This window comes from Cellulomonas sp. ES6 (assembly GCF_030053835.1).
Lineage (GTDB): Bacteria > Actinomycetota > Actinomycetes > Actinomycetales > Cellulomonadaceae > Cellulomonas.
This window is the reverse complement of sequence record NZ_CP125655.1, coordinates 472,366-498,362: the sequence shown is the minus strand read 5'-3', so window position 1 is coordinate 498,362 and position 25,997 is coordinate 472,366. Positions and strand designations below refer to the sequence as shown.

At 77.2% G+C, this 25,997-nt stretch carries 25 protein-coding genes; 13 read left to right on the top strand and 12 right to left on the bottom strand.

What is annotated here, in order from left to right:
• Nucleotides 1-35 precede the first annotated feature (35 nt).
• A complete protein-coding gene (locus P9841_RS02385) occupies nucleotides 36-1,286 on the bottom strand; it encodes an MFS transporter (RefSeq protein WP_283320522.1) in 1,251 nt (416 codons plus the stop codon).
• A 120-nt stretch (nucleotides 1,287-1,406) separates the two neighbouring features.
• On the opposite strand from P9841_RS02385, the gene P9841_RS02380 reads away from it, so the two are divergent.
• Together P9841_RS02380 and P9841_RS02375 are read left to right on the top strand one after the other, a co-directional pair.
• Nucleotides 1,407-2,285, top strand: coding sequence for an SDR family NAD(P)-dependent oxidoreductase (locus tag P9841_RS02380; protein ID WP_283320521.1), 879 nt, complete (start codon nucleotides 1,407-1,409; stop codon nucleotides 2,283-2,285).
• A gap of 112 nt (nucleotides 2,286-2,397) precedes the next feature.
• Complete coding sequence (locus P9841_RS02375; RefSeq protein WP_283320520.1) at nucleotides 2,398-2,628, top strand: hypothetical protein; 231 nt, start codon at nucleotides 2,398-2,400, stop codon at nucleotides 2,626-2,628.
• A 131-nt stretch (nucleotides 2,629-2,759) separates the two neighbouring features.
• On the opposite strand, the gene P9841_RS02370 is transcribed toward P9841_RS02375, so the two are convergent.
• Nucleotides 2,760-3,215, bottom strand: a complete 456-nt coding sequence (locus P9841_RS02370) for a universal stress protein (RefSeq protein ID WP_283320519.1) — start codon at nucleotides 3,213-3,215, stop codon at nucleotides 2,760-2,762.
• Nucleotides 3,216-3,367: 152 nt separating this feature from the next.
• Here P9841_RS02370 and P9841_RS02365 point away from each other — a divergent pair, with 152 nt between their 5' ends.
• Together P9841_RS02365 and P9841_RS02360 are read left to right on the top strand one after the other, a co-directional pair.
• Nucleotides 3,368-4,588 (top strand): coiled-coil domain-containing protein, encoded by a 1,221-nt coding sequence (locus P9841_RS02365; RefSeq protein ID WP_283320518.1) that lies wholly within the window; start codon nucleotides 3,368-3,370, stop codon nucleotides 4,586-4,588.
• Between the two features lie 298 nt (nucleotides 4,589-4,886).
• Nucleotides 4,887-6,101, top strand: a complete 1,215-nt coding sequence (locus P9841_RS02360) for a M15 family metallopeptidase (protein WP_283320517.1) — start codon at nucleotides 4,887-4,889, stop codon at nucleotides 6,099-6,101.
• A 62-nt stretch (nucleotides 6,102-6,163) separates the two neighbouring features.
• On the opposite strand, the gene P9841_RS02355 is transcribed toward P9841_RS02360, so the two are convergent.
• The 3 genes from P9841_RS02355 to P9841_RS02345 all read right to left on the bottom strand — a co-directional run bounded on the left by P9841_RS02355 (nucleotide 6,164) and on the right by P9841_RS02345 (nucleotide 10,022).
• Nucleotides 6,164-7,225 (bottom strand): YihY/virulence factor BrkB family protein, encoded by a 1,062-nt coding sequence (locus P9841_RS02355; RefSeq protein WP_283320516.1) that lies wholly within the window; start codon nucleotides 7,223-7,225, stop codon nucleotides 6,164-6,166.
• A gap of 105 nt (nucleotides 7,226-7,330) precedes the next feature.
• Nucleotides 7,331-7,840 (bottom strand): winged helix-turn-helix domain-containing protein, encoded by a 510-nt coding sequence (locus P9841_RS02350; protein WP_283320515.1) that lies wholly within the window; start codon nucleotides 7,838-7,840, stop codon nucleotides 7,331-7,333.
• Between the two features lie 349 nt (nucleotides 7,841-8,189).
• Nucleotides 8,190-10,022: a metallophosphoesterase family protein gene (locus P9841_RS02345; RefSeq protein ID WP_283320514.1), complete on the bottom strand. Its 1,833-nt coding sequence runs from the start codon at nucleotides 10,020-10,022 to the stop codon at nucleotides 8,190-8,192.
• A gap of 157 nt (nucleotides 10,023-10,179) precedes the next feature.
• Here P9841_RS02345 and P9841_RS02340 point away from each other — a divergent pair, with 157 nt between their 5' ends.
• Nucleotides 10,180-11,526: a cytochrome P450 gene (locus P9841_RS02340; RefSeq protein ID WP_283320513.1), complete on the top strand. Its 1,347-nt coding sequence runs from the start codon at nucleotides 10,180-10,182 to the stop codon at nucleotides 11,524-11,526.
• 394 nt (nucleotides 11,527-11,920) lie between these two features.
• Here P9841_RS02340 and P9841_RS02335 read toward each other — a convergent pair whose 3' ends face one another.
• Nucleotides 11,921-12,685 carry a fructosamine kinase family protein gene (locus P9841_RS02335; RefSeq protein WP_283320512.1) on the bottom strand — a complete coding sequence of 255 codons (765 nt, stop codon included), beginning with the start codon at nucleotides 12,683-12,685 and terminating at the stop codon, nucleotides 11,921-11,923.
• A 35-nt stretch (nucleotides 12,686-12,720) separates the two neighbouring features.
• Here P9841_RS02335 and P9841_RS02330 point away from each other — a divergent pair, with 35 nt between their 5' ends.
• Nucleotides 12,721-13,761: an aminoglycoside phosphotransferase family protein gene (locus P9841_RS02330; RefSeq protein ID WP_283320511.1), complete on the top strand. Its 1,041-nt coding sequence runs from the start codon at nucleotides 12,721-12,723 to the stop codon at nucleotides 13,759-13,761.
• A 21-nt stretch (nucleotides 13,762-13,782) separates the two neighbouring features.
• Here the strand turns inward: P9841_RS02330 and P9841_RS02325 are convergent, their stop codons facing one another.
• Nucleotides 13,783-14,289, bottom strand: coding sequence for an Lrp/AsnC family transcriptional regulator (locus tag P9841_RS02325; RefSeq protein WP_283320510.1), 507 nt, complete (start codon nucleotides 14,287-14,289; stop codon nucleotides 13,783-13,785).
• Nucleotides 14,290-14,411: 122 nt separating this feature from the next.
• Here P9841_RS02325 and ald point away from each other — a divergent pair, with 122 nt between their 5' ends.
• The 4 genes from ald to P9841_RS02305 all read left to right on the top strand — a co-directional run bounded on the left by ald (nucleotide 14,412) and on the right by P9841_RS02305 (nucleotide 19,884).
• On the top strand, nucleotides 14,412-15,524 hold the full coding sequence (gene ald, locus P9841_RS02320; RefSeq protein WP_283320509.1) for an alanine dehydrogenase: 1,113 nt from the start codon (nucleotides 14,412-14,414) through the stop codon (nucleotides 15,522-15,524).
• 110 nt (nucleotides 15,525-15,634) lie between these two features.
• Nucleotides 15,635-16,192 (top strand): GNAT family N-acetyltransferase, encoded by a 558-nt coding sequence (locus P9841_RS02315; RefSeq protein ID WP_283320508.1) that lies wholly within the window; start codon nucleotides 15,635-15,637, stop codon nucleotides 16,190-16,192.
• A 66-nt stretch (nucleotides 16,193-16,258) separates the two neighbouring features.
• Entirely contained in the window at nucleotides 16,259-18,334 is a 2,076-nt protein-coding gene (locus P9841_RS02310) for a M3 family metallopeptidase (protein ID WP_283320507.1), read from the top strand.
• Nucleotides 18,335-18,534: 200 nt separating this feature from the next.
• Nucleotides 18,535-19,884 carry a M20/M25/M40 family metallo-hydrolase gene (locus tag P9841_RS02305; RefSeq protein WP_283320506.1) on the top strand — a complete coding sequence of 450 codons (1,350 nt, stop codon included), beginning with the start codon at nucleotides 18,535-18,537 and terminating at the stop codon, nucleotides 19,882-19,884.
• Nucleotides 19,885-19,911: 27 nt separating this feature from the next.
• On the opposite strand, the gene P9841_RS02300 is transcribed toward P9841_RS02305, so the two are convergent.
• Complete coding sequence (locus tag P9841_RS02300; RefSeq protein ID WP_222172403.1) at nucleotides 19,912-20,160, bottom strand: DUF5703 family protein; 249 nt, start codon at nucleotides 20,158-20,160, stop codon at nucleotides 19,912-19,914.
• Nucleotides 20,161-20,223: 63 nt separating this feature from the next.
• Here P9841_RS02300 and P9841_RS02295 point away from each other — a divergent pair, with 63 nt between their 5' ends.
• Nucleotides 20,224-20,538 (top strand): primosomal protein, encoded by a 315-nt coding sequence (locus tag P9841_RS02295; protein ID WP_283320505.1) that lies wholly within the window; start codon nucleotides 20,224-20,226, stop codon nucleotides 20,536-20,538.
• A gap of 45 nt (nucleotides 20,539-20,583) precedes the next feature.
• Here P9841_RS02295 and P9841_RS02290 read toward each other — a convergent pair whose 3' ends face one another.
• On the bottom strand, nucleotides 20,584-21,546 hold the full coding sequence (locus P9841_RS02290; protein ID WP_283320504.1) for an aldo/keto reductase: 963 nt from the start codon (nucleotides 21,544-21,546) through the stop codon (nucleotides 20,584-20,586).
• An 82-nt stretch (nucleotides 21,547-21,628) separates the two neighbouring features.
• Between P9841_RS02290 and P9841_RS02285 the strand changes: the two genes are divergently transcribed.
• On the top strand, nucleotides 21,629-22,510 hold the full coding sequence (locus P9841_RS02285) for an undecaprenyl-diphosphate phosphatase (protein WP_283320503.1): 882 nt from the start codon (nucleotides 21,629-21,631) through the stop codon (nucleotides 22,508-22,510).
• On the opposite strand, the gene P9841_RS02280 is transcribed toward P9841_RS02285, so the two are convergent.
• On the bottom strand, nucleotides 22,476-22,667 hold the full coding sequence (locus tag P9841_RS02280; protein WP_283320502.1) for a hypothetical protein: 192 nt from the start codon (nucleotides 22,665-22,667) through the stop codon (nucleotides 22,476-22,478). The genes P9841_RS02285 and P9841_RS02280 overlap by 35 nt on opposite strands.
• Nucleotides 22,668-22,723: 56 nt before the next feature.
• Entirely contained in the window at nucleotides 22,724-23,704 is a 981-nt protein-coding gene (locus P9841_RS02275) for a CorA family divalent cation transporter (protein WP_283320501.1), read from the bottom strand.
• A gap of 128 nt (nucleotides 23,705-23,832) precedes the next feature.
• Here P9841_RS02275 and mshC point away from each other — a divergent pair, with 128 nt between their 5' ends.
• A complete protein-coding gene (mshC, locus tag P9841_RS02270; protein WP_283320500.1) occupies nucleotides 23,833-25,086 on the top strand; it encodes a cysteine--1-D-myo-inosityl 2-amino-2-deoxy-alpha-D-glucopyranoside ligase in 1,254 nt (417 codons plus the stop codon).
• Between the two features lie 27 nt (nucleotides 25,087-25,113).
• On the opposite strand, the gene P9841_RS02265 is transcribed toward mshC, so the two are convergent.
• Entirely contained in the window at nucleotides 25,114-25,977 is an 864-nt protein-coding gene (locus tag P9841_RS02265; protein ID WP_283320499.1) for a PAC2 family protein, read from the bottom strand.
• Nucleotides 25,978-25,997: the final 20 nt, after the last annotated feature.

The window sequence follows — 25,997 nt, the reverse complement described above, 5'->3', positions numbered from 1 at the left end:
GCGTGCCCGGGGACGGGCCCGCGCGTCGGGCGGGGTCAGCCCTCCGGGAGGGGTGCCTCGCGCTCGTCCGCGTGCGCGACGTGCCGGAGCTGGCGCCAGATGAGCGCGACGAACAGGGCCGACCCCGCGAACGCGAACCAGAACGGCGCCGCCACGCCGTACCGCTCCGCGAGCACCCCGCCCAGCCCGGACCCGAGGACGAGGCCGCCGAAGACACCCACCGTGTTGACCGCGCCGACGCGACCCTGGAGCGCGCGCGGGACGGCGCGCTGCCGCACGGTGACCGACGTGGTGCCCCAGACGAACGCGTGCGCGCCGAAGACGAAGAAGATGGCGAGCGCCACGGCGGGCTGCCGGGTCAGCGCGAGGCCGAGGTGCGTGAGGGTCTCGACGACGAGCCCGATCCGCATGAGGTTCCCGAGCGAGACGCGTCGCGTGATCCACCCGTAGGCCGCCGTGCCGGCGAGCCCGCCGACGGCGCTGACGGTGGTGAGCAGCCCGAAGCCGACGGACCCGAGCCCCAGGCGCTGCGTGGCGTACAGCACGAGCACCGACCAGGCGGCCCCGAAGGTGATGTTGAACGTGAAGATCGTCAGCACCAGGGTCCGCACGGCGGCGTGGTGGCGCACCCAGCGCAGCCCCTCCACGATGTCCCGGCCGAGGTGCTGCCGGGCGGCCGGGTCGGGCCGGTGCGGCGGCAGGACGATCCGCGCGACGAGCACGGCCGCCGCGGACACGATCAGCGCCTGGCCCGCGGCCGGCCACGCGGCCCCGGCGGCGAACAGCGCGGCGCCCACGGGCGGGCCGGCGAGCTGGTTGAGCGTGATGAAGCCCGTCTGCAGGCGGGCGTTCGCCACGGCCAGGTCGTCGCGCGCCACGAGCATCGGCAGGAACGTCTGCGCGGCGTTGTCGGCGAACACCTCGGCGGTCCCGAGGAGGAACAGCAGGCCCAGGACGAGGCCGACGGTGGCGTGGCCGCCGGCCACCGCGACGGCGAGCGTGGCGAGGACGACCGCGCGGGCCACGTTGACGACCAGCACGATCCGGCGGCGGTCCCAGCGGTCGGCCAGAGCTCCCGCGAGCAGGCCGAACAGCAGCGGGGGCAGCCACTGCAGGGTCGCCCCGAGTGCCACGAGCCGCGCGTCGGAGGTCAGCGAGGCCACGAGCAGCGGCCCGGCGGCGAGCGCGATGCCGTCGCCCACGTTGCTGACCCACGACGACGCGAGCAGCCACCGGAACGGCACGCCGAGCCGCGGGGGCGCGACGGCGTCGACGAGGCGGCTCACAAGGGCGAGATGCTAGCCGCTGCCTGCGACACCCGGCCGGGTGGCAGCCCGCCGGGGCGGCGCCTAGCGTCGCGGGGAGCGGGTCGGGTCGGGGCCCCCGGGACCTCAGCGGGAGCAGCCATGTCCGAGACCACGCCCGGAGCCGCCACCGACGTGACCGACCCCGTCGCGTCGGCGCGCGCGACCGCCGGCCCTCCCGCGGTCCGCCCGCTCGCCGTCGTGACGGGTGCCTCCAGCGGCATCGGCCTGGAGCTCGCCCGCCGGTTCGCCGAGGAGGGGTTCGACCTGGTGGTGGCGGCGGACGAGGCGGAGCTGGCCGTCGCCGCGGACGCCCTCGGGGCCTCGGGGGCCGCCGTCCGGCCCGTCCGGGTGGACCTCGCGACCGCGGAGGGCGTCGACGCGCTGGTCGCCGAGGTGCGGGCGACCGGGCGTCCGGTGGACGCGCTCGCGCTCAACGCCGGCACCGGTCGCGGCGGCGCGTTCGTCGAGACGCCGCTGGAGGGCGACCTCGCCGTGATCGCGCTGGACGTCGTCGGCACCGTGCGGCTCGCGAAGGCGCTGGTGCCCGAGATGGTCGGGCGCGGCGCCGGCCGGGTCCTGGTGACCGCGTCGACGGCCGCGCTCGTGCCGGGTCCCTGGTACGCCACCTACGCGGCCTCGAAGGCGTTCGTGCACTCGTTCGCCCAGGCGCTGCGGCACGAGCTGTCCGGCACGGGCGTGACCGTCACCTCGCTGCTGCCCGGTCCCACCGACACCCGGTTCTTCGAGCGCGCGGGCATGGAGGACACCCCGGTGGGCCGCGGACCGCAGGACGACCCGGCCGACGTCGCCGACCAGGCGTTCGAGGGGCTGGTGGCCGGCAAGGCCGAGGTCGTCGTGCGCTCGTTCCAAGCCCGGCTGCAGGCCGTCGCGGCGGCCGTGCTCCCGGACCGGGCGAAGGTCGCCGTGCACGGCGCGTCCACCCGGCCCGCCGGGGACGACGGCGCCGTCGACGCCTGATCCCGTCCGGTGGCAGGCCGCGTCGCCCGCGCCTAGCGTCGACGGGGCCGGATGTCGGCCCCACCCGCCCCGCCCGGCCCCGCTGCCGGGCGCCCCACCAGGAGGTCATCGCATGTCCGCCTCGCAGGCCGACGAGATCGAGCGCGCCCGCGTCACCGAGGAGCAGCCCCCGCCGCCCCCGGCCGCCCGCGTGCTGCTGTTCCTGTTCTGCTTCACCCTGATGCTGGGCGGGTTCTGGCTCATGGGCTTCGCCGTCGACCACGCGTCGATCGCCGGGTTCACCGCGGGCATCGTGGTCAGCGGGCTGGGGTTCTTCCTGGCCCTGCACCGCCCCCGGCGCTGACGGTGTTCTTCACCGACCGCGGCTACGTCACGCTCGACACGGCGGTGGCGTGGGCGTCGGGGCTGCTGCGGGCGGCCGGCTGAGGAGGCGCTCCTCGGACGGGGGCGCGGCCGGGGCGCGGCGCGGTGGGGTCAGGGCACGACGGTGACCGGCCAGCGCGCGTTCCGGACGAGCCGCACCGCCAGCGAACCGGCGACGCGGTGGCCGATGCTCGCGGACGACCCGACCACGACGCTGTCGGCGCGCACCTCGTGGGCCACGGCCGACAGCACCTGGTACGGGTCCCCGGCGCGGACGACGAGCTCGGCAGGGATGCCCTCGGCGGCGCCGAGCGCGACGATGCCCTCGACCTGACGCTGCACGTCGTCCTGGTGCAGCACGGCCGCCGCGATGCCGGTGCCCGTGCTGTCCATGAGCGACGCCAGGCCCCCGGCGGGCTCCCGCGCGTAGACCAGGACGAGCCGGCTGCGCTGGCGCCGCGCCACCCCGGCCGCGTAGGCCACCGCCCGCAGGGACGGGTCCGACCCGTCCACCCCGACCACCACGGCCGACGGTCCGTCGCGGCCGATCTCGAACCCACCCGGCACCGTGCCACCGTCCTCCCGCGCGTCCCGGCCGAGGCTATCGCCGGTGCGTGGCGCCGGGGACGCCGTCCGCGCCGCGGGACGCGCCGGTCCACGCCACGGTGTGTGGCCGGGCCGGACGCGGTCCGGCAGGGTGGGCCGGGGGAGGAGGACCCGTGGCGGACGAGACGGAGGCGGACCCGGGGCTGGTGCGCGCGGCAGCGGACCTGTACGGCGTGCCGCCCGCGCGGTTCACAGCGGAGCGGACTGCTGCCGTACGGGCGGCCCGGGCTGCCGGCGACCGCGAGCTGGCGCGCGCCGTGGCGGGGCTCCGCAAGCCGTCCACCGCGGCCGCGGCGGTGAACCTGCTGCTGCGGCACCACCCGGAGGACCTCGCACGGCTGCTGGACCTCGGGGTGCGGCTGCGCGAGGCCCAGTCCGCGCTCGCCGGTGCCGACCTGCGCGCGCTGCACGCCCAGCAGCAGCAGGCTCTGGCCTCTGTCGTCCCCGTGGCGCTGTCCCTCGCCGCCGACGGCTCCGCTCCGGGCGGTGCGGCCGCCCGCGGGCAGGTCGAGGCCACGCTGCGTGCGGCGATGGGCGACCCGGACGCCGCGGCTGCGGTCGCGACGGGGCTGCTGGTGCGCGACCTGTTCTCCTCCGGGTTCGAGCCCGTGGACGTCACCGGCGCGACCGCCGTCCCCGGGGCACCCGCGCTGGAGGGTGCGCCGCAGCGGCGCACGCCGTTGCGGGAGGTGGGCGACCCGGTGGCACCCGACGAGCGGCCGGCGCGGCCCGCGTCCCGCCGGCGCGGGCGGCTGATCACGGCGGAGGAGCCCGAGCGGCCCGGCGGCGGGCCCGCCCGGGTGGTCCGCGGGGACGGCGCCGGCTCGACGGGGCGGGGCACACCGGCCGCGCGGGGGACGGCGGGGAGCCGGCAGGCGGAGCGGGCGCGCGGGGCGGAGCGGGCCCGGGAGGCGGAGCAGGCCCGCGGGGCGGAGCAGGCCCGGGAGGCGGAGCAGGCGCGCGAGGAGGAGCAGGCGCGCGAGGCGGCGCGCGCGCAGGAGGCCGCTCGGCGCCGGGACGCGGCGCGCCGTGCCGCCGACGCGGACGTCGCGCTCGCCCGCGAGGCCGCTGCCGCCGACCGGGCGGCGCGCGACGAGGCCGACGCGCGGGTCGAGGCGGCGGATCGACGTGCCGCCGAGCTCGCGGACGAGGTCGAGTCGACCCGGGCGGAGATCGCGCGGCTGCGGGAGGTGCTCGCCGAGGCCGAGGGCGCCGCGAGGGAGGCCGGCCTGGAGCTGCGACGGGCGAGGTCCGCGCGCACGTCCGCCCACCGGGCCGCCGAGCGGTCCGAGGCGCGGGTGCGGTCGGCGGAGCGTGCCCGCGACGACGTGTGAGCGCGACGACGCGTGAGCCCGGCGACGCCGGACCGGGCCGGTCGCCCGCGTCACGGCGGCCGCGGACCGGCGGGCGTTGACACCCCTGCGGGGCGTTCCTAGCGTGAGGAGGACGGCTCGCCGCGCGAGCCGCCGCGGGGCCGGGATCCCGGTCGCCGCGTCCGTGCGGGACGCTCCGCCCCGCGCACTCCCGGGAGCCGCGATGGTCGCGAGGTCCGGTCGGGCGCCCCGCCACCGGCGGGAGGGACGGGCGAGCCTCGGACCGGCGGCGAGGGTGCTGCGCGGCACGGCGCGCGGCGTGACGGTGGTGGGCCTGGCCGTGGCCGCCGCCGCGGGCGGTGCGGGCGGCAGCGGTGGCGGCGGTGGCGGGGCGGGCACGGAGCGGGCCGTCGCGGCCGAGCGCGGCGTCACCGGCCCCGGAGGACCGCAGCGCACCGCGGGGTCGACGTCCCCCGTCCCGTCGTCGTCCCCCGCACCGTCGTCGTCCCCGGTCCCGTCGTCCGGCGGCGCCGCCGACGCGGAGGGCCTCCGGCTCGGCGCCCAGGCCCGGGCCCAGGCGCAGCGGGTGGCGACCGAGTCGCTGCTGCTGGCCCGGGCGGCGCTGCAGGCCGCCGACGGCGTCGACGCGCTGCGGATCGCCCCGGCACCCCGCCCGGGCCTCGCCGACCTCGACGACGCGGTGACCACGCTGCGCGACGCGTCCGCGCGGCTGGGCGGGGCGGTCGCCGTGGCGCACCCGGTGCCGGTGGGACGGTCGGCCGGTCCGTCTGCGCAGGTGTCCGGCCCGTCCGGCCCGTCCGGCCTGGACGGCGCTCCCGGCACGGCCAGCGCGTCCGGCGCGGACGGCGACCCCGCCCCGACGGCGGGCACGCCCGGGGAGCGCGTCGCGGTGGCGGCGGACGTCCGCGCGGCGGCGGCCGACGTCTTCCGGCTGTCGTTCGCGGTCGAGCGGGCCGGCCCCGCGCCCGGGCCGGTCGCGGTCACCGACGGGCTCACCGCCCTGGAGGCGGCCGCGGCGGACGCCGGCCGGCGCGCGGAGGCCTTCGCGCGGGCGGCGGCCCCGGGTGCCGGCTCGCCGTCAGCGGCGTCGGGGCCGCTGCGCGCCGACGGGACGCTGGACCCGGCGCTGCTGTGCCCGGTGCCGTTCGCGGAGGGCGCCCGCCTGCGCTGCGACGCGGTCGACGCGCTCGTGGCGCTCGACGCGGAGTTCCGCGCGGAGCACGGCTCCTCGCTCCCGGTGGGGGACACCTACCGGACCTTCGCGGCGCAGGTGTCCGTGCGGCAGGCCAAGGGGTCGCTCGCCGCGCCGCCCGGGCGCTCGCACCACGGCTGGGGCGTCGCGGTCGACTTCCGGGGCTTCGGAGGTGTCGGCCGGTTCGACTCGCCGCTCTACCGGTGGATGGCCGAGCACGGGCCGGAGCACGGCTGGGTCCACCCCGAGGCGATGGGTCCGGGCGGGTCCGGCCCCCAGGAGCCGTGGCACTGGGAGTTCGTGGGCACCGGGGCGGGGTGAGCGCCGCCGCCCGTCCGCCCGTCCGCTCGTTCGTTCGTTCGTTCGTCAGGACGGTGCGCAGGTCACCGCGGCCGGCGTCCGGCGCGGGACTGCCGCAGCTCGCGCCCCCGCCGGACGTCCTCCTCGGCCTTCGCGCGGCGCTTGTCGCTGGCCCGCGTGTCGCGCGGCGGGAGCTGGATCGTGCGTTCCGCCGCGATGCCGCCCTGCAGCTCGCGTCCCCGCTCCACCTCCGCGTCCATCTCCGCGCCGAACAGCAGCGCGAGGTTCGTCAGCCAGAGCCACAGCAGCAGGATGATGACCCCCGCCAGCGAGCCGTAGGTGCTGTCGTACGACCCGAAGCTCGCCACGTAGAACCCGAACGCCGCCGAGGCGAGCAGCCAGACGACCACGGCGACCCCCGCGCCGGGGCTGATCCAGCGGAACCTCGGCTGCTGCACGTTCGGCGTCGCGTAGTAGAGGATCGCGACCGCCAGCACCACCAGGACGAGCGCGACCGGCCACTTCGCGATGTTCCACACGGTGACGGTGGCGTCGCTGACCCCGATCGCGTCCCCGACGGACCGCGCGACGTCCCCGGACACCACCAGCGCCAGGACGACGGCGACCGCGAACAGCACGAGCACGAGCGTCACCAGCAGCAGGACCGGGCGCAGCTTCCAGATCGGGCGGCCCTCGTCGATCTCGTACACCCGGTTCATGCCCCGGCTGAAGGCCGCGACGTACCCGGACGCGGACCACAGCGCGAGCACGAGCGACAGCACGAACGCCAGGCCGGCGCCGGGGCTCGCGGCGATGCCGGACAGGATCGGGTCGAGCGTGTCGGCCGCGCCCTCCGGCCCGGACTCGCGGACGGTGCGCAGCACCTCCTCGACCAGCTGCTCGCCGTCGCCGACCAGGCCGAGCACCGAGACCAGGGCGAGCAGCGCCGGGGCCAGCGCGAGCACCGCGTAGTACGTGAGGGCCGCCGCGAGGTCGGCGCACTGGTCGTGCTGGAACTCCCGGACGGTCGTGCGCAGCACGTAGCGCCAGGACCGCCGCGTGAGGTCGTCGGGGGAGTCCGGCTTGCGCGGGTCGTCCGGGTCGGGCGTGGTGGTCCGCTCGCTGCTGGCGTCGTCCTGCGACACGGGTCCTCCTGCGGGTGCGCCGGGTGGACGGGGCGCTCGTCCCGCACCCCACGCCAGCGTCGCCCCGAGCGCGGGGTCCCGCCACCGCAGCCCCGGACCGCGCCGTCAGCCCTCCTGGACGCGGAGCCCGTCGATCGGGTTCAGCCGGTAGCCGACGCCGCGCACGGTCGTGATCAGCCCGTCCAGCTCCGACTTCGCGCGGACCCGTCGCACGTGGACGTCCACCGTGCGGGTGCCCTCGGCGAGGTCGCGGGTGCGCCACGCCGCCCCGTACAGCTCGGAGCGGCTGACGACCCGGCCGGCGGACCGGGCCAGGTACGTGACGAGGTCGAACTCCTGGCGGGTGAGGTCCACGGCGCGGCCGTCGACCAGCAGCCTGCGCCCGGGCACGTCGACCACGACCGCCGGTCCGACGGGGAGGGCGGCGAGCAGGGCCTCGAACCGGCGCAGGTCGTCGGACACGGCAGTGCGGGCGGGCTCGGGGACGGCCGCCCGGCGCAGGGCGCGGGGGTCGTGCGGTGCGCGGGACGGGGCGGTCGCGGGACGCGGCGCCGTCCGGGGCGCGGTGACGGGCAGGGGACGGGCGGACGGGAGGGCGGGGCTCAGGACGGACACGACGGTGCTCCTCGGGCGGGCCGCCGGCGGTGACGCGCGGCGGGCGGGACGGTGGTCCCGCGGGGTGGCTGACGGCTGGGGAGGCGGTCAGGCCCGACAGAGCGCACGCGCGCACCCGCGCCGCAGCGGGCGGCAGGCGAGGTGCGCGGTCGACATGGCGGCGAGTCTCGCACGGTGCCGGCCACCCCGTCACCGCCCGCGGCCGGTGCGTCTCACGGGCCGGACGCGCGTGTCGTGGCGGTGTCCCCGTGCCGCCGTGCGGGCGGGCGCCGGGCGCGGTCGGCGAGGACGGAACCGGGCGGCGCGGCACGCAGGGTCCGGGAGGCCCCGCAGGGAGGGAGGAGGCCGGTCAGCCGCCCGGGGGCTCCGTGACGTCCTGCGTCGGGGTGCCGGCCGGGGCCTCGTCCTCGTCGGCCTCCGGGTCGGGGTCCGGGACGACGACCGGCCAGCGCTCCCGGTCGTGGACGGTCGCGCTCGCGTCGGTCCCGATCTCGACGAGCTGCCAGTCGAGGATGCGGCGCGCGTCGGGGTCCCAGCGCAGCAGCGTCATCTCGGCTGTCCCCTTGAGGGGGCCGATGCGGGGCTCGTTCTCCTGCGCGCCGGCGGTCGACGACGAGATGTAGCGGATGCCCTCGCCGACCTGCTCCGGGTCCGTGCGCGTGTGCATGTGGCCGGACACCAGGGCGGGCACGCAGCCGTCGGCGAGCATCGCGGGCGCCGAGCGCGGGTTGTGGAACAGCACGAGGTCGACTCCGGCGCCGTCGTCGCACGCGACCTGGGACAGGCGGGCGCCGACCTCCGCGTACGACTCGTCCTGGGTCTGCTCGACGATCAGCCGGGTCGCCTTCGGGTCGTGGTCGCCGAGGATCCGCAGGCCGCGGGCCTCGATCACGGCGCCGTCGAGCACGGTGGCGCCCGCGCGCGCGTACTGCGCGGTGGTCTCGGCCGAGTCGTGGTTGCCGGGGGCGGTGATGAGGTCGACGCCGTCGGGGATCGCGCGCGCGAACGTGCTGACGCAGTACTGCTCGACGGAGGTGCCGTTCATCGTGGTGTCGCCGGCGTCGAGCACGATCTGCGCCCCGGACAGCTCCGCCATCGACGTGATGAGCGGGGCCATGCCGACGTTGCAGTGCAGGTCCGACACGACGAGCAGCGTGACCGGCTCGGCGTCGGCGTCCTGCGACGGGGACGGCGTCGGCGACGCCGGGGAGGCCGACGCCGCGGGGGAGCGGGAGGCGTCCGGCGAGCCGGAGGGTCGGGCGCTCGGGCCCGCGCTCGGTGACGGGCGGGCCGCGGCGGCCGCCTCGCGGTCCTCCCAGTCCGCCCACGCGGCGACGAGGGCGTCGTCGGCCTCCTGGTAGAACTCGTCGTTCTCGCGCAGCGCCCGCACGACCAGCCCGCCGTAGGTGTCGACGATGCCCCCGAGCCGCCCTGTGATGCGCGCGCCCTCGAGCGGCGTGCCGTCGAACACGGCGGACGCGGCCTGCGCGTCCTCCTCGGCGCGCGACCGGTCCTCGTCGCTCGACGTCAGCAGGGCACCGACGAGCACGACGGCCGTGGCGCCGCCGACGATCTGCCGCCGGTGCGGTGCGATCCGTGCCCCGAGCTCGTGCCGGCGGGCGGCCCCCAGCAGCGCCCGGCCGCCGAACCACACGGCGAGCAGGACGGCGAGCGCGACGAGCGAGCGCCGGCCGGCGTCCGCCGCCAGGGCGCGCGCCGCGTCCTCGACGGTGGCCTGCGGGCCGGTGAAGAACTGCAGGTAGGCGTTCAGGTCGCCGGTCAGCGCCTGGAGCGTGTCGACACCCTGCAGCGCGTCCACGTCGGCCGGGATCTCCTCGACCACCACCCGGGTGCCGAGCCCCAGCGGCAGCGGCGAGTCGATCCGCAGGGTGCCGAGCGGCCCGAGGTCGATCGTGATGGTCGAGTCCGTGGTGACCTCGTACCGGGCCTCGTGCGGGCCGAGGCTGAGGTCTGCGCTCGCCGTCGTCACGCCGAACCCGAGCGCGACGAGCACCGCGACCAGGCCCAGCACGATGCGCGGCAGCCACCGGCGGGCACGTCCGCCCGACGCGCCGCGGCGGGCCGGACCCGCCGGGCCGGGCACGGAGGGGGCCGGTCCCGGCTGCCGCGGACCGGAGGGCCGGTCGGCGGGGTCGGGGGTGGGGGTGCTCGGGTCGGACATCGGTTCCAGGCTAGACGCGCAGGTCCGGGCCGTCGCGGCGGTGCCGACGCCCGGGCGCTCCCGGTGCGGGCCCGGGCGGGCCGTGCTACCCCTGGGAGAGCGCCCTCCCGGCGACCGGGCGGGGCTGTCCGTGGTCCCGACCTCGCGAGGAGATCCCGTGCCCGACGCCCGCGCCACCGCCCCGCCGGCCCCGCCCGGTGCCGTCAGCCCGCGCACGCCCGTCGACCTGGGAGCGACCCGCAGCCTCGCCGTGGCCGCGCGCGTGCTCGGGCCGCTCGTCGCGCAGGGCGCCATCGTGCGCCGGCCCCGCGTGACGGCCTGGGCGGAGCGTCGGCAGACGGACCGCAGCGCGGCCGCGCTGCTGCGTGCGCTGCGCGACGAGCACGGCGGGGCGCCCGTCGTGCTCGACCTCGGCCCGCGGCGCATGGTGCTCCCGCTGCACGCCGACGACGTCGGCGCCCTGCTCGCTCGGTCCCCGGAGCCCTTCAGCCCCGCGTCGCGGGAGAAGCGGGCGGCGCTGCGGCACTTCCAGCCCGACGCCGTCCTCATCCAGCCGTCGGCCCTGCGCCCCGAGCGGCGTCTGCTGAACGAGCAGGCGCTCGACACGTCGGAGCCCGTGCACCGTGACGCCGAGGCGCTGCTCGCCGCGGTCGACCGCGAGGCGGAGGCGCTCGCCGCGCAGGTCCGGGCGGCGGGGGTCCTGGACTGGTCCGCGTTCGCCCCCGCGTTCTGGCGCATCGTGCGCAGCGTGGTGCTGGGCGCGGGCGCACGGGACGACGAGCGGGTGACCGACGTGATCTGGGCGCTGCGCGAGGACGCGAACTGGGCGTTCCTCAAGCCGCGCCGGTCCCGCCTGCGGCACGAGCTGGCCGACCGGCTGCGCGCCTACGCGGACCGGGCCGAGCCCGGCAGCCTCGTCGCGCGCGCGGCGCAGTCGCCCGCCGGTGCCGATCCGGCGGGCCAGGTGCCGCAGTGGCTCTTCGCCTTCGACGCCGCCGGCGCGGCCGTGCTGCGCGCCCTGGCCGTCGCGGCCTCCCGTCCCGACGTGCGGGAGCGGCTCCGCGAGGAGGCGGCGTCGGGCGCCGCGATGCAGCCGTACGCCCGGGGCAGCGTCCTGGAGTCGGTGCGGCTGTGGCCCACGACGTTCGTCGTGCTGCGCGACGCCACCGCCCCCACGGTGTGGGGCTCCCGGGAGCTGCCCGCGGGCACCGGGTTCGCGGTCGTGAGCGCGTTCGTGCACCGCGATCCCGACCGGCTGGCCTTCGCACACGGGTTCGAGCCCGCGGCGTGGCTGGACGGCCGCGCCGACGCCGACTGGGGCCTGCTGCCCTTCAGCGGCGGCCCGGTGTCCTGCCCCGGCAGGAACGTCGTCCTGCTCGTCGCGGGGCGGTTGCTCGCGCGCCTGGCGGAGCTGGACCTGACGTTCCCGCGGGCGCGCCACCTGGCGCACGACCCGCTGCCGGCCACCTTCGACCACTTCGGCGCGCGGTTCCTGAGCCGCTGACCTCGGGATACCCGTCCGCCGGACGGCGCCGGACGGCCGCCGGGCGCCCGCCGGAATAAACCCTGGCCCCCGTGCGCTCTACCCTGCGAGACTCGGGCTCCCGGTCCGCGCGGTGGTGGCAGCATCCCACCGCGGGAGGGACCGGCCCGGACGCGGAGCACGCTTCCCTCACGAGGGTTGGACGGACGCGGGACGGGTGGCTCGTCACCGACGGTCCTCAACGAGGCCGGGACGGTTCAGGTCGCGCGGGAGAAGGACAAGCGGGCGCGACGGACGGTGGCGTACGGATGCTGCCACCTGGCGCCGGCGGCCCCGGAGCGGTGCACCCCCAGGGTGCCGCCGCCCGGGGCCGCCGTGGTGCCGGACCCCGGCACCGGCCGGGGCGAGCGGTGGGTCAGACGTACGGCGCGACGAGCCGGCGGAGCTGCGCGGCGTAGCCGCCGCCGAAGAGCACCGCGTGCATGCCCACCGGGTACACCTGGTGCAGCGCGACCCGGCGCTGCCAGCCGCGGCGCAGCGGGTGGACCTCCTGGTACGCGTCCAGGAGCTCGTCGAGGTGCGGGCAGCCGAACAGGGCCAGCATGGCGAGGTCCGTCTCGCGGTGGCCCCCGTGCGCGGCCGGGTCGATGAGCGTCGCGCCCACAGGCGTCCACAGCACGTTGCCCGACCACAGGTCGCCGTGCAGCCGCGCAGGGGGCTCGTCGTCGTCGAGGTCCCCGCCCCGCAGCACCTCAGCCAGCCGCGCGAGCGCCTCCAGGTCCGCGGGCGGGAGCGCGCGCCGCCGCGCGGCGAGCTCCGCCATCGGCTCGATCCGGCGGTCCGCCAGGAACGCGCCCCACCGGTCGTGGTCGCCCGCCGGCATCGGCAGGGGCTGGTCGAGCGGGCCGAAGAACCCGTCGCGGTCCCAGCCCGGCGGCGGGGAGCCGAACCGCGGCGCGCCGGCGTCGTGGGTCACCGCGAGCCGCGCGCCGAGCTCACGGGCCGCGCGGCGGCTGGGCGCGACCTCGGGCAGGCGCTCCAGGTCGAGGTGATCGGCCCCCACGCCGAGCACGGGGACGACGGGCGCGCCACCGCGCACGGCCAGCCAGCGCAGCCCCGCCGCCTCGCACGCGAAGAACCCCGCCGGCGCCCCGGCGCGCTGCTTGCGGTACGTCTCCATGCGGCCGGCCCTCGTCCACCTCTAGCGTGTCGCCCGTGTCCCGCGAGTCTGGCCCGTCCGGCGCCGCCGCCGCATCCGCTGCCGGTGTGGCGCGCCCGGCCGGCGACGGCCTCCCGGCACCGGAGCTGCCGGCGGCGCTGCTCGGCGGAGCGGGCCGGAGCCCGGGCGGCGCGCAGTGGCTCGCACGGCTGCCGCGTCTCGTCGACCGCGCGGTGCGCCGCTGGGACCTGACGCTGGGGGACCCGTTCCCGTCGGGCTCCGTCTCGTGGTGCGCGCCGGCGACCGGGCCGGACGGCGCCGACCTGGTGCTCAAGGTGTCGTTCCCGCACGACGAGGCGCGCCACGAGGCGACCGTGCTGCGCGCGTGGCAGCGGGCGACGGCCGGGGGGCCGGGCGCGCACGCCGCCGGCGGCGCGGTGCGGCTCGTCGCGCACCACGAGCCCGACTGGGCGCTGCTGCTGGAGCGTGTCCGGCCGGGGACGCCGATGCGGGCGGTCCGCACGCCGGTGGCCGCGCGGCTCGCGGCGGGCGCGGACGTGCTGCGGGTGCTGCACGCGGCACCCGTGCCGGCGGGGCTGCCGGCGCTGCGTGACGTCGCCGCCGGGTGGGCCGACCTCGCGGAGCAGCGGGCGGCCGAGGCCGCCCGGGCCGGCGTCCGCGTGGACACGGGCCTGCTGCGGGCGGGCGCGGAGGAGCTGCGCCGCCCGGAACCGCCGCGGGTGGTCGCCCTGCACGGCGACCTCAACCCCGGCAACCTGCTGCGCGGGCCGGACGGCTGGGTGGCGCTGGACCCGAAGGCGCTGCGCGGCGACCCCGCCTTCGACCCGGCGCCGCTCATCGAGCAGGTGGGGGACCCGTGGCGCTCGTCGGACCCGGCGGCCGCGCTCACGGACCGGACGCGGCTGGTCGCCGACCGGGCGGGCCTCGACGCGGCCGCCGTCGCGGGGTGGGCGCTCGCCCGCGGCACCGACCACGTCTGGTGGGACTGGGCTCACGGCGCGTCCGCCCGCCGCGTGCGCGCGCTGCAGGACAGGGCCCGCGTCCGGGCGGCCGTGCGGGACGCGCTCACCGGCTGAGCGACGCCGACGGCGCCCGCGTCAGGCTCCGACCGCGCCGCGCAGGTGCTCGAACACCAGCGACGTCTCCGTGGACGCGACGTCCGGCCGGTCGCTGAGCCGCTCGACCACGAACCGCCGCAGCTCGTCGGAGTCCCGGACCGCGACGTGGAGCAGGAAGTCGTCGGCGCCGGCGAGGAAGTAGACGTCGAGCACCTCCGGCCGCGCGGCGACCGACCGGGCGAACGGCTCCAGCGCGGCCCGCGACCCGGCGGCCATCCGCACCGCGACCATCGCGCGCAGCCCTCGCCCGAGCGCCTCCGGGGCGACGTCCGCGTGGAACCCCCGGATCACCCCGGCCTGCCGCAGGGCGCGCACCCGGGCCAGGCACGTGGAGGGGGCGATCCCGGCCGCTGCGGCGAGCGCGTTGTTCGGCATCCGCCCGTCCTGCTGCAGCAGGCGGATGAGCCGGCGGTCGACGGCGTCGAGGCGAAGATCGTTCGGTCGTGTGACCGACGTCGCACCAGCGGTTGCAGGATGTTCGGCCATGGGGGCAGCGTAACGAAGCGACACACGCCGTTACGCGGCCGATACACCACGAAGTTCAGTCTGGTGCCCGCGCAGGTCCGACCGGCCCTGCGGCAGCCGCACGAGCCCCAGGAGGCGTCGTCATGAGGGTCGGTATCCCCGCCGAGATCAAGAACCACGAGTACCGCGTCGCCATCACCCCCGCCGGGGTGCACCAGCTCGTCGCCCGCGGGCACGAGGTGCTGGTGCAGGCCGGCGCCGGCTCCGGCTCGGCGATCGCCGACGCCGACTATGTCGCCGTCGGAGCCCGCATCGTCCCGACCGCCGCCGAGCTGTGGGCGTCCTCGGAGCTCGTCTGCAAGGTCAAGGAGCCGATCGCCTCGGAGTACGGCTACCTGCGTCCGGACCTGGTGCTGTTCACCTACCTGCACCTCGCCGCGGACCGCCCCCAGACCGACGCCCTGCTCGCCTCGGGTGTCACGTCCATCGCCTACGAGACGGTCCAGCTGCCCGACGGGTCGCTGCCGCTGCTGGCCCCCATGAGCGAGGTCGCCGGGCGGCTCGCCCCGCAGGTCGGCGCGTACCACCTGATGCGCAGCGGCGGCGGGTCCGGCCGGCTGCTCGGCGGGGTGCCGGGCGTCGCGCCGGCCAAGGTCGTGGTGATCGGTGGCGGCGTGGCCGGCCAGCACGCCGCGGAGGTCGCGCTCGGCATGCGCGCCGACGTCACGGTGCTGGACCTGTCGGTGCCGCGGCTGCGCGAGCTCGACGTGGCGTTCGGCGGGCGGGTGCGCACGCTCGCGTCGTCGGCCCTCGCGGTCCAGGAGGCGGTCGCCGACGCGGACCTCGTGGTCGGCGCCGTCCTCGTGCCGGGGGCGCGGGCGCCGAAGCTCGTCACGGACGAGATGGTCGCCGGCATGCGGCCGGGGTCCGTGCTGGTCGACGTCGCCGTGGACCAGGGCGGGTGCTTCGCCTCGACGCGGCCCACGACGCACGACGAGCCCACGTTCCGGGTCCACGACGCCGTCTTCTACTGCGTCGCGAACATGCCCGGTGCGGTGCCCGTGACGTCGACGCGCGCGCTCACCAACGCCACGCTGCCGTACCTGACGGCGCTGGCCGACCTCGGGTGGCGGGACGCCCTGGCGGCGGACCCGGCGCTGGCCGGGGGCCTGTCGACGCACGCCGGCGAGCTGTACCACGCCGGCGTCGGCGCGGCGCACGGGCTGCCGGTGCGGGGGCAGGCGCTCGTCGTCTGACACCCCGCGGCCCGCGCGGCGCCCAGGGGGTCGCCGCGCGGGCCGGCCGTCCCGCCGCGGCGACCCGAAACCCGGTGCGTGCCCGGCGTCGTCGCTGGCAGAGTGGCCGGATGGACCCGTTCGAGCTGACCGACGGCGTGGTGCTGCTGCGCACCCCCGGCCCGGAGGACGTCGACCGCATCGCCGAGATCTGCCAGGACCCCGACGTCCAGGAGTGGACGACCGTCCCGAGCCCGTACCGGCGCGAGGACGCCGAGGGCTTCGTCGGCGGGTACGTGCACGACGGCTGGGCGAAGGGCACCGCCTGCACCTGGGCGGTGCGGGACGCCGCCGACGGCACGCTGGTCGGCATGGTGGGGCTCGTCATGGAGGGCGCGGGCTCCGCCGAGATCGGGTACTGGCTCGCGCCCGACCGGCGCGGGCAGGGCCTCATGTCCCGCTCGGTCGACCTCGTGGTCGGGGCGGCGTTCGGCCGGCTCGGCCTCGTGCGCCTGTCGTGGCGGGCGTTCGTCGGCAACCGGCCGTCGCGGCGCGTGGCCGAGCGTGCCGGCTTCCGCGTCGAGGGCGAGCTGCGCGGCGGCGGGGTCCAGCGGGGGGTGCGCCGCGACGAGTGGGTCGGCACCCTGCTGCGGGACGACCCGCGCCCGGCGGGAGCCCGCGCGGCCTGACGTCCGACACGCCCGGCCGGGCGGCCCGGCGCGCCGCCGTGCCGGTCGGCGCACCAAGATGAGGGGATGACCTCCCTGCTCGACGCCGACAACCCGTTCGCCGCCCCGTCCTCCCTGCCCTACGGCCTGCCCGACTTCACCCGCATCCGCGTGGAGCACTTCCGCCCGGCGCTGCTCGCCGGCATGGCGGAGCAGCGGGCCGAGGTCGAGGCCATCGCGTCCTCGTCGGAGCCTCCGACGGTGGAGAACACCCTGGCCGCCCTCGAGCGGTCCGGGCGGCTGCTGCACCGCGCGGCGACCGTGTTCTTCAACCAGTCGTCGTCGGACTCCACGCCCGCGCTGGAGGAGCTCGAGGAGGAGATCGCCCCGCTGCTCGCCGCGCACAGCGACGCGATCCACCTGGACCGCCGCCTGTTCGCCCGGGTCGAGGCGCTGCACGCCGCCCACGGGTCCGGCGAGCTGGAGCTCGAGCCCGACACCGCCTGGCTGCTGCACCGCCAGCACACCGCGTTCGTGCGCGCCGGCGTCCGGCTCGACGACTCCGCGCAGGCCCGCCTGCGCGAGCTGAACGCCGAGATCACCCGCCTGGAGACGGTGTTCGGGCGGCTGCTGCTCGCCGACACCAACGCCTCGGCCGTCCTCGTGACCGACGAGGCCGAGCTGGACGGCCTGCCGGAGGACGCCCGCGCGGCCGCCGCCGAGGCCGCCGCCCGCCGGGGCCACGACGGTGCCTGGCTGATCGACCTGGTGCTGCCGACGCAGCAGCCCGCGCTCGCCCAGCTGCGCCACCGCGGCCTGCGCGAGCGGCTCCACACCGCGTCGGTGTCCCGCGGCGGGCGGGGCGGTGAGCACGACACCCGCGCCACCCTGCTGGCGCTCGCCCGGCTGCGGGCCGAGCGGGCGCAGCTCCTGGGCTACCCGCATCACGCCGCGTACGTCGCGGAGGACGCCACGGCGAAGACCCCCGAGGCCGTCGCGGAGATGCTCGCGCGCCTGGCGCCGGCCGCCGTGGCCAATGCCCGCGCCGAGGCGGCCGACCTGACCGAGGCCCTCCGGCGTGACGTGCCCGGCGCGACCCTGGAGGCCTGGGACTGGGCGTACTACGCCGAGCAGGTCCGCCAGGAGCGCCGCTCGCTCGACGAGTCCCGGCTGCGCCCGTACCTGGAGCTCGACCGCGTGCTGCACGAGGGCGTGTTCCGGGCGGCGCGCGAGCTGTACGGCCTGTCGTTCACCGAGCGCCCCGACCTCACCGGCTACCACCCGGACGTGCGGGTGTTCGAGGTCACGGACGCCGACGGCTCCGGCCTCGGGCTGTTCCTCGGCGACTACTGGACGCGCGACTCCAAGCGCGGCGGGGCCTGGATGAACAACCTCGTCGACCAGTCGACGCTGCTCGACGAGGCGCCGGTGGTGGTGAACAACCTCAACATCCCGAAGCCGCCCGCCGGCCAGCCGACGCTGCTCACCTGGGACGAGGTCATCACGCTGTTCCACGAGTTCGGGCACGCGCTGCACGGGCTGTTCTCGGCGGTGCGGTACCCGTCGCAGTCGGGCACGGAGGTGCCGCGCGACTTCGTGGAGTACCCGTCGCAGGTCAACGAGATGTGGGCGTGGGAGCCGTCGCTGCTGCGGGCGTACGCGGTGCACCACGAGATCGGTGAGCCGATGCCGCAGGAGTGGGTCGACACGCTGATCGCGACGCGGCAGGACGGCGAGGGCTTCGCGACGACGGAGTACCTGGCCGCGGCCCTGCTGGACCAGGCGTGGTACCGGCTGTCGCCGCAGGACGTGCCGACGGACGTCGAGCAGGTCGGGCCGTTCGAGGCGGCGGCGCTGGAGGCCGCGGGGGTGGCGTTCGCGCCGGTGCCGCCGCGGTACCGGACGACGTACTTCAACCACGTGTTCGGCGGCGGGTACTCGGCCGGGTACTACTCGTACATCTGGTCCGAGGTCCTGGACGCCGACACGGTGACGTGGTTCGAGGAGAACGGCGGCCTGAAGCGGGAGAACGGCGACACCTTCCGGGCGAAGCTCCTCTCCCGCGGCGGCAGCGTCGACCCGATGCAGGCGTTCGCCGACCTCCGCGGCCGCACCCCCGACATCACCCCCCTCCTCACCCGCCGCGGCCTCACCCCGTCCTGACCCACCCCCACCCACCCACCCGCTCCGGCCCCCACCCGCCCCACCCGCCGCGGACGCACTCCGAGGTCGTCAGATCCGGCCGAGGTCGTCACGCCCACCTGACGACCTCGGCCGGATCTGACGACCTCGCGCGGCCACCGGGCGTCCGGCGCGGCCACCGGGCGTCCGGGGCGGGGGTGCGCGCCGGTACGGTGGACGGCATGACCTCCGCACCCGCCCCCCAGCCGCAGGACCCGCACGACGCCTCGGCGGCCGAGGGCGAGGTGGTGCGGATCGCGCAGGAGCTGATCCGGATCGACACGTCGAACTACGGCGACGGTTCCGGGCCGGGGGAGCGGGCGGCGGCCGAGCACGTCATGGCGCTGCTGCACGAGGTCGGCCTGGAGCCCGAGCTGTTCGAGTCGGCGCCCGGCCGGGCGAACGTCGTGGTGCGGCTGGAGGGCGAGGACCGCTCGCGCCCGGCGCTGGTGCTGCACGGCCACACCGACGTCGTGCCGGCGGAGGCGAAGGACTGGAAGGTCGACCCGTTCGCCGGCGAGGAGTTCGACGGCATGGTGTGGGGCCGCGGCGCCGTCGACATGAAGGGCATGGACGCGATGATCCTGGCGGTCGTCCGCCAGATGGCCCGCGAGGGCCGGCGCCCGGCGCGGGACGTGGTCGTCGCGATGTTCGCCGACGAGGAGGCCGGCGGCCGGTTCGGCGCCCGCTACGCCGTCGACCACCGCCCCGAGCTGTTCGAGGGCGCGACGGAGGCCGTGTCGGAGGTCGGCGGGTTCTCCGTGGACGTGCAGGGGCGGCGCGCGTACCTGCTGCAGACCGCCGAGAAGGGCATCGCGTGGCTGCGCCTCGTCGCGGACGGCACCGCGGGGCACGGCTCGGCGGTGAACCCGGACAACGCGGTGACGGAGCTCGCGGCGGCGGTGGCCCGCATCGGCGCCTACCAGTGGGACGCCCGCCTGACCCCGACGGTGCTGGCGCTGCTCGAGGGCGTGGCCGACCTGACGGGTCTGCCGCTGGACGTGGACGACCCGCTGGCGATCGACCGCCTGATCGGGGCGCTCGGCCCGGCCCGCCGGTTCGTCGGCTCGTCCATCCGCACGCTCGCGAACCCGACGCAGCTCCAGGCCGGCTACAAGTCGAACGTCATCCCGGGTCGCGCGACCGCGACGATCGACGTCCGCCCGCTGCCCGGCGACCACGAGGACGTGCTGGCCACCGTGCGCGAGCTCGCCGGCCCGCACGTGCGGGTGGAGCCGGAGCACCTCGACATCGGTCTGGAGGTCCCCGCGACGGGCGCGCTCGTCGACACGATGACGGACGTGCTGCGCGCGCAGGACCCGGAGGCCGTCGTGCTGCCCTACATGCTGTCCGCGGGCACCGACAACAAGTCGCTGGCCCGCCTCGGCATCACCGGCTACGGCTTCGCGCCGCTGCGGCTCCCGGCGGACCTCGACTTCACCGCGCTGTTCCACGGCGTCGACGAGCGCGTGCCCGCCGACTCGCTGCGGTTCGGCGTCCGGGTGCTCGACGGGCTGCTGCGGGAGGCCTGAGCCCCCCGCAGCGCCCCGCCGGAGGGGTCAGTCCCCGAACGCCCCGAGCGTCGACCGGACCCGGATGATCCGGCGCCGCAGCCACACCTTGCGCTCCCCGCCGGAGTAGAGCAGCGTCCGCGCGAGCTCCCAGCGGCCGTACTCCGCCTCGTCGGTGAGCAACCGGCGGGCGTCGTTGCGGCTCGTGCTGCGGGGGATCGTGAGGACGCGGTACTCGTACTGCCGTGCCGCCTCGGGGGAGTCGGGCCGCTTCGCGCCCTGGTCCGTGCGTGCCATGCGCACCGCCTTCCGCTGACGTCGTGGGTGCCATTGTGCCTGGTGCGGCGCTACGGTCATCGCATGGCTATCGACCCGCGCGCGGCGCTGGACCGGCTGATCGCTGCCCTCGAGGCGCACTACACGGCCGTGGCGACCCGGCGGGGCGAGGACGACCCGGCCGTGGACGACGCGTACGACGTGCTCGCGGACGCCTTCGAGGCGTACGACGACGCGCTCGGCACCGTGCACGGCGAGGCCACGCCGTTCTACCTCGCGGAGGAGGACGACGAGGACGAGGACGAGGACGACGACGCCGCGGAGGAGGACGACGACCTCGACGACCTGCCGGAGTACGGCTACGACGACGAGGACGACGCGGTCCGTCCCGGCTCCTGACCGCCGGTCCCGTCCGGCCCGGCGCGCGCCCGACGCCGGGCGGGTTCAGCGGCGCTCGGGGTATCCCAGGGCCGGTGCGCTGACCTCGTCGAGCGCCCGCAGGATCTCCGGCGGCAGCTCGACGTCCTCGGCCGCGAGCGACGCGCGCAGCTGCGCGGGCGTCCGCGCCCCCACCACGGCGGACGCCACCTGCGCGCGCACCCGCAGCCAGGCGAGCGCGACCTCCAGCGGCGCGCGCCCGAGCCCGTCGGCGGCCGTGACGACGGCCTCGACGACGGCGGCGGCGACCGACCCGAGGTAGGGCTCGACGAACCCGGCCAGGTGGGGGGACGCGGCGCGCGAGTCGGCGGGGACCGTGCGCCGGTACTTGCCGGTGAGGACCCCGCGGCCGAGCGGCGACCACGCGAGCACGCCGACGCCCAGGTCGGCCGCCGCGGGGAGCACCTCCCGCTCGATGCCCCGCTGCAGCAGCGAGTACTCGGCCTCGACGGCGGCGAGCCCCGGGTCGTCGCCGAGCAGCGTCGCCGCGCGGGCGACCTGCCAGCCGGCGTGGTTCGACAGCCCGACGTAGCGGGCCCGCCCCGAGTCCACCGCGCGCCGCAGGGCGCCCACGGTCTCCGCGAGGGGCGTGCGCGGGTCGGGCGTCTGCACCAGCCACAGGTCCACGTGGTCGGTGCCCAGGCGGCGCAGCGAGGCGTCCAGCGTGTCGAGCAGGGCGCCCCGGGACGCGTCCACGACGCCCCCGTCCGGGGTCCGGCGCACGCCGGCCTTGGTGCACAGCACGACGTCCTCGCGGGCGACGACGTCACCGAGCAGCGACCCCAGCAGCTCCTCCGCGCCGCCGTCCGCGTACGACGCGGAGGTGTCGACGAGGGTGCCGCCGGCCTCCGCGAAGTCACGGAGCTGCTCGGCGGCGTCCTGCGCGTCGGTGTCCCGGCTCCAGGTCAGCGTCCCGAGGCCGAGGTGGGAGACCCGCAGGCCGGTCCGTCCGAGCTGGCGCTGTTCCATGCGCCCGAGGGTAACGGGGCGCGCAGCGCCAGCCGCTATCGTGGCGCCTCGTGGCTGCGCGCATCGAGAACGGGACCGTCGCATGAACGTGTTCGAGGCGGTCGTCCTGGGGCTCGTGCAGGGACTCACGGAGTTCCTGCCCGTGTCGTCGTCGGCGCACCTGCGGATCGTCGGCGAGCTGATCGGGTCCGGCGACCCGGGCGCGGCCTTCACGGCGATCACGCAGATCGGCACCGAGACGGCGGTGCTGCTGTACTTCCGCCGCGACATCGTGCGGATCTGCACGCACTGGTGGCGGGCGGTGCGCGGCGACCTCGGGTCGGACTGGCGGTCGCGGCTCGGCGCGCCGGCGGACGGCGAGGCGGACCCGGACGCGCGCATGGCCTGGTTCATCGCCCTGGGCTCCGTGCCCATCGTGGTGCTCGGCCTGCTGTTCCAGGACGCGATCGAGAAGCCGTTCCGCAACCTGTGGCTGATCGTCCTGACGCTGGCCGGGTTCGCCCTCGTGCTGGACTGGGCGGACCGGCGGGGGCGCCGCAGCCGGCCGCTCACCGGGCTGACGCCGCGGCACGCCGTGTGGTTCGGCCTGGCGCAGGCGATGGCCCTCGTGCCGGGCGTGTCCCGGTCCGGCGGCACCATCACCGCGGGCCTGCTGCTCGGCTACACCCGCGAGGCCGCCGCCCGGTACTCGTTCCTGCTGGCGATCCCCGCGGTGCTCGGTTCCGGGCTGTACCAGGCCGCGTCGAGCGTGGGGGACTTCGGCACCCCCGGGACCCCCGGGCTCGGCGTGACGATCGTCGCGACGCTCGTGGCGTTCGTGGTCGGCTACGTCGTGATCATCGGGTTCCTGAAGATCGTCTCGACGTACTCCTACCGGCCGTTCGTGGTCTACCGGATCGGCCTGGCCGTGGTCGTGGCGCTGCTGCTCGTCACCGGGGTGCTCGACCCGCTCGCCGGCGCCTGACGCGGCGCCAGCCCCGCACCTCGAGCACGAGCGCGACCAGCAGGGCGACCAGGGCACCGGCCCACAGCACGGCCGCCGCGTCGCGCCCGGCCGGCGTCAGCGCGACGACCACGAGGGCCGCGGCGACGACCAGCAGCCAGGGGACGGGACGGGGCACGGTCGGCTCGCTTCCGGCGGGGGCGTGAGGGTGTGCCAGCGTAGCCGCGCGCCGGCTCACAGCCAGCCGGAGCGCTTGAACAGCCGGTAGAGCACGAACGCCGCGCCGGCCATGAGCAGCACCGAGAGCGGGTAGCCGGCGAGCCAGTGCAGCTCCGGCATGTGGTCGAAGTTCATGCCGTAGATGCCGGCGATCAGCGTCGGGACGGCGATGATCGCGGCCCAGGCGGAGATCTTGCGCATGTCCTCGTTCTGCCGGACGGAGACCTGCGACAGGTGCACGTTCAGCATGTCGCCGAGCAGCCGGTCGTGGCTGTCCAGGTGCCGGTCGACCTTGCCGAGCGCGGTGTCGAGCCGGCGCATCCACCGCATGGTGCGGGTCTCGCGGCGGCTGTCCTCCTGCTCGGCGACCAGCTCGGGGAACGCCGCGAGCAGCGGGACCAGGGCGCGGCGTGCCTCGGCGATCTCGCGCTTGAGGTCGTACACCACCTCGGCCGGGTCGACCGCGGCGGGCGTGAAGACGATCTGCTCGACGTCCGCCACGGCCTCGCCCACGCCCGACTCGACGTCGCCGGCGCGGCGCACGAGCGACATCAGCACCGCCGCGAACACGTGGCTGGGGACGTCCTGCGGCAGCCGGTCCGGGTCGGCGAGGTGCTCGAGCACGTCGGAGAGCAGGCCGCCGGGGCCCTCCTCCGCGGTGATCGTCACGTCGTCGACCACCAGGGCCGCCCAGGTGCCCGTCCGCACGTCACGGGTCCGGGCGTCGTACGTGAGCGTCGGGCTCACGAGGAACCGGCCACCGCCGGGCAGCCGCCGCAGCTGCGGGTGGTGCGGGTCCCGCGGGCCGCCGCCGTCCACCGACCGCCGGATCACCGAGTCCGGGACGCCCGCCTGCCGCGCGGCGTCCGCGAGACCGCCCACCGAGTCCACGTGCACCCAGGCGGCCGGCGGGTCGGCGGCCGCCAGCAGCGCCAGCAGCCCGTCCGGCGGTGTCGCCGTCCAGCCGTCGTCGCCGTGGACCCACGCATGCTCCATGCGGCGGATTGTCCCGGCGTCGGCCCGCGCGCGCCCGGCGACGCGCCGCCCCGGGGGCCGCGGTCACCCGGCCGCGCGGCCCCGGACGCGGGCGGCAGCACCGCGGGGCGCCGACTACGCTCGACGCCGTGCTCACCTGGCCCGCCCCGCAGATCCCGCAGCTCCCCGGCCAGGGAGGGCCCGTGCGCGTGCGCGACACCTCCAGCGGCGAGCTCGTCGTCGCGGCGCCCGGTGCCGACGCGACGCTGTACGTGTGCGGCATCACGCCCTACGACGCGACCCACCTGGGGCACGCGGCCACGTACGTGGCGTTCGACCTGCTGGTGCGGGGGTGGCTCGACGAGGGCAAGCGCGTGCGCTACGCGTCGAACGTGACGGACGTGGACGACCCGCTGCTGGAACGCGCCGAGGCGACGGGGGTCGACTGGCGGGAGCTCGCGGCGGACCAGACCGCGCTGTACCTGGAGGACATGACCGCGCTGGGCGTCGTGCCCCCGGACGTGTACACGGGCGCCGTCGAGGCCGTGCCGGACGTGGTGGCGGCCGTGGACGCGCTGGTGGCGTCGGGCGCGGCGTACGTCGTCGGGGTCCCGGACGCCCACGGCGAGGGGGCGGGCGACGTGTACGCCGACCTGTCGGCCGACCCGGCGTTCGGCCAGGTCGCACGGCTGGACCGGGCCACGATGCTCACGCTGTTCGGCGAGCGGGGAGGCGACCCCGACCGTCCGGGCAAGCGCGACCCCCTCGACCCGCTGCTGTGGCGGGCGGCGCGCCCGGGCGAGCCCTGCTGGGACGGCGGCGACCTGGGACGCGGGCGCCCGGGCTGGCACATCGAGTGCGCGGTGATCGCGCGCGACGGGCTGGGCCTGCCGTTCGACGTGCAGGGCGGCGGGTCCGACCTGCGGTTCCCGCACCACGAGATGAGCACGTCCCACGCCCGGCTGGTCGACGCCGGCCACGGCGCGCGGACGCACGTGCACACCGGGATGGTGGGCCTGCACGGCGAGAAGATGAGCAAGTCGCTGGGCAACCTCGTGCTGGTCTCCGAGCTGCGCGCCCGGGGTGTGGACGCGATGGCGGTGCGGCTGGCGATCCTCGACCACCACTACGCCGCCGACTGGGAGTGGACCGACGACGTGCTGGTCTCCGCGCAGGCGCGCCTGGAGCGGTGGCGCGCCGCGGTGTCGGGCAACGGCGGCCCGTCCGCCGACGCCACCCTCGCCGAGGTGCGTGCCGCGGTGGCGGACGACCTGGACGCGCCGCGGGCGCTGCGGGCCGTCGACGCGTGGGCGGACGCCTCGCTCGCGGGCGCCGAGGACGAGCAGGGGGCGCCGGGCGTGGTCGCCCGCGCCGTCAACGCGCTGCTGGGCGTGCGGCTCTAGCCCCGGCGGCGCCGCGGGCGGTCGGGCTCAGCCGCCGATGCCCTTGTCGCGGCGCCGCAGGTAGCGCTCGAACTCCTGGGCGATCGCCTCGCCGCTCGCCTCGGGGAGCTCCGCGGTGTCCTTGGCCTCCTCGAGCTGGCGGACGTACTCGGCGATCTCCGTGTCCTCGTCCGCGAGCTCGTCGACGCCCGCCTGCCACGCGGCGGCGTCCTCCGGGAGGTCGCCCAGCGGCACCGCCTCGCCGGTGAGGGCCTCGATGCGGTGCAGCAGCGCGAGCGTGGCCTTGGGCGACGGCGGGTGCGCGACGTAGTGCGGCACGGCCGCCCACAGCGACACGGTGCGCAGCCCGCGCGCGGCGGCCTCGTGCTGCAGGACGCCGACGATGCCCGTCGGCCCCTCGTACGAGTTCGCCTCGAGGCCGAGCGCGTCCCGGACCCCCGGCTCCTCGCTGGTGGCGGTCACCGGGATGGGACGGGTGTGCGGGACGTCCGCCAGCAGCGCGCCCAGCGTGACGACGGTGGTCGCGCGCAGCCCCTGGGCGATGTCCAGCAGCTCGCCGCAGTAGCGCCGCCACCGCATCGAGGGCTCGATGCCGTGGACGAGCACGATCTGGCGCCGGGACCGCGGGGCCGTGGCGACGGCGACCGCGGTGCTCGGCCAGGTGATCTCGCGGCGGCCGTCCGCGCCCGCGGCGATCACGGGGCGGTTGACCTGGAAGTCGTGGTACTCCTCCGGGTCCAGCTCGTCGACCTGCTCCGCGCCCCACACCTCGTGCAGGTGCTCGAGCGCCTGGCTCGCAGCGGAGCCCGCGTCGTTCCAGCCCTCGAAGGCCGCCAGGAGGATCGTCTCCTGCTCGGGGAGCCCCGCGGGGCCGCTCGCCTGCTCGGTCATCGTGCCAGCGTAGGACGTGC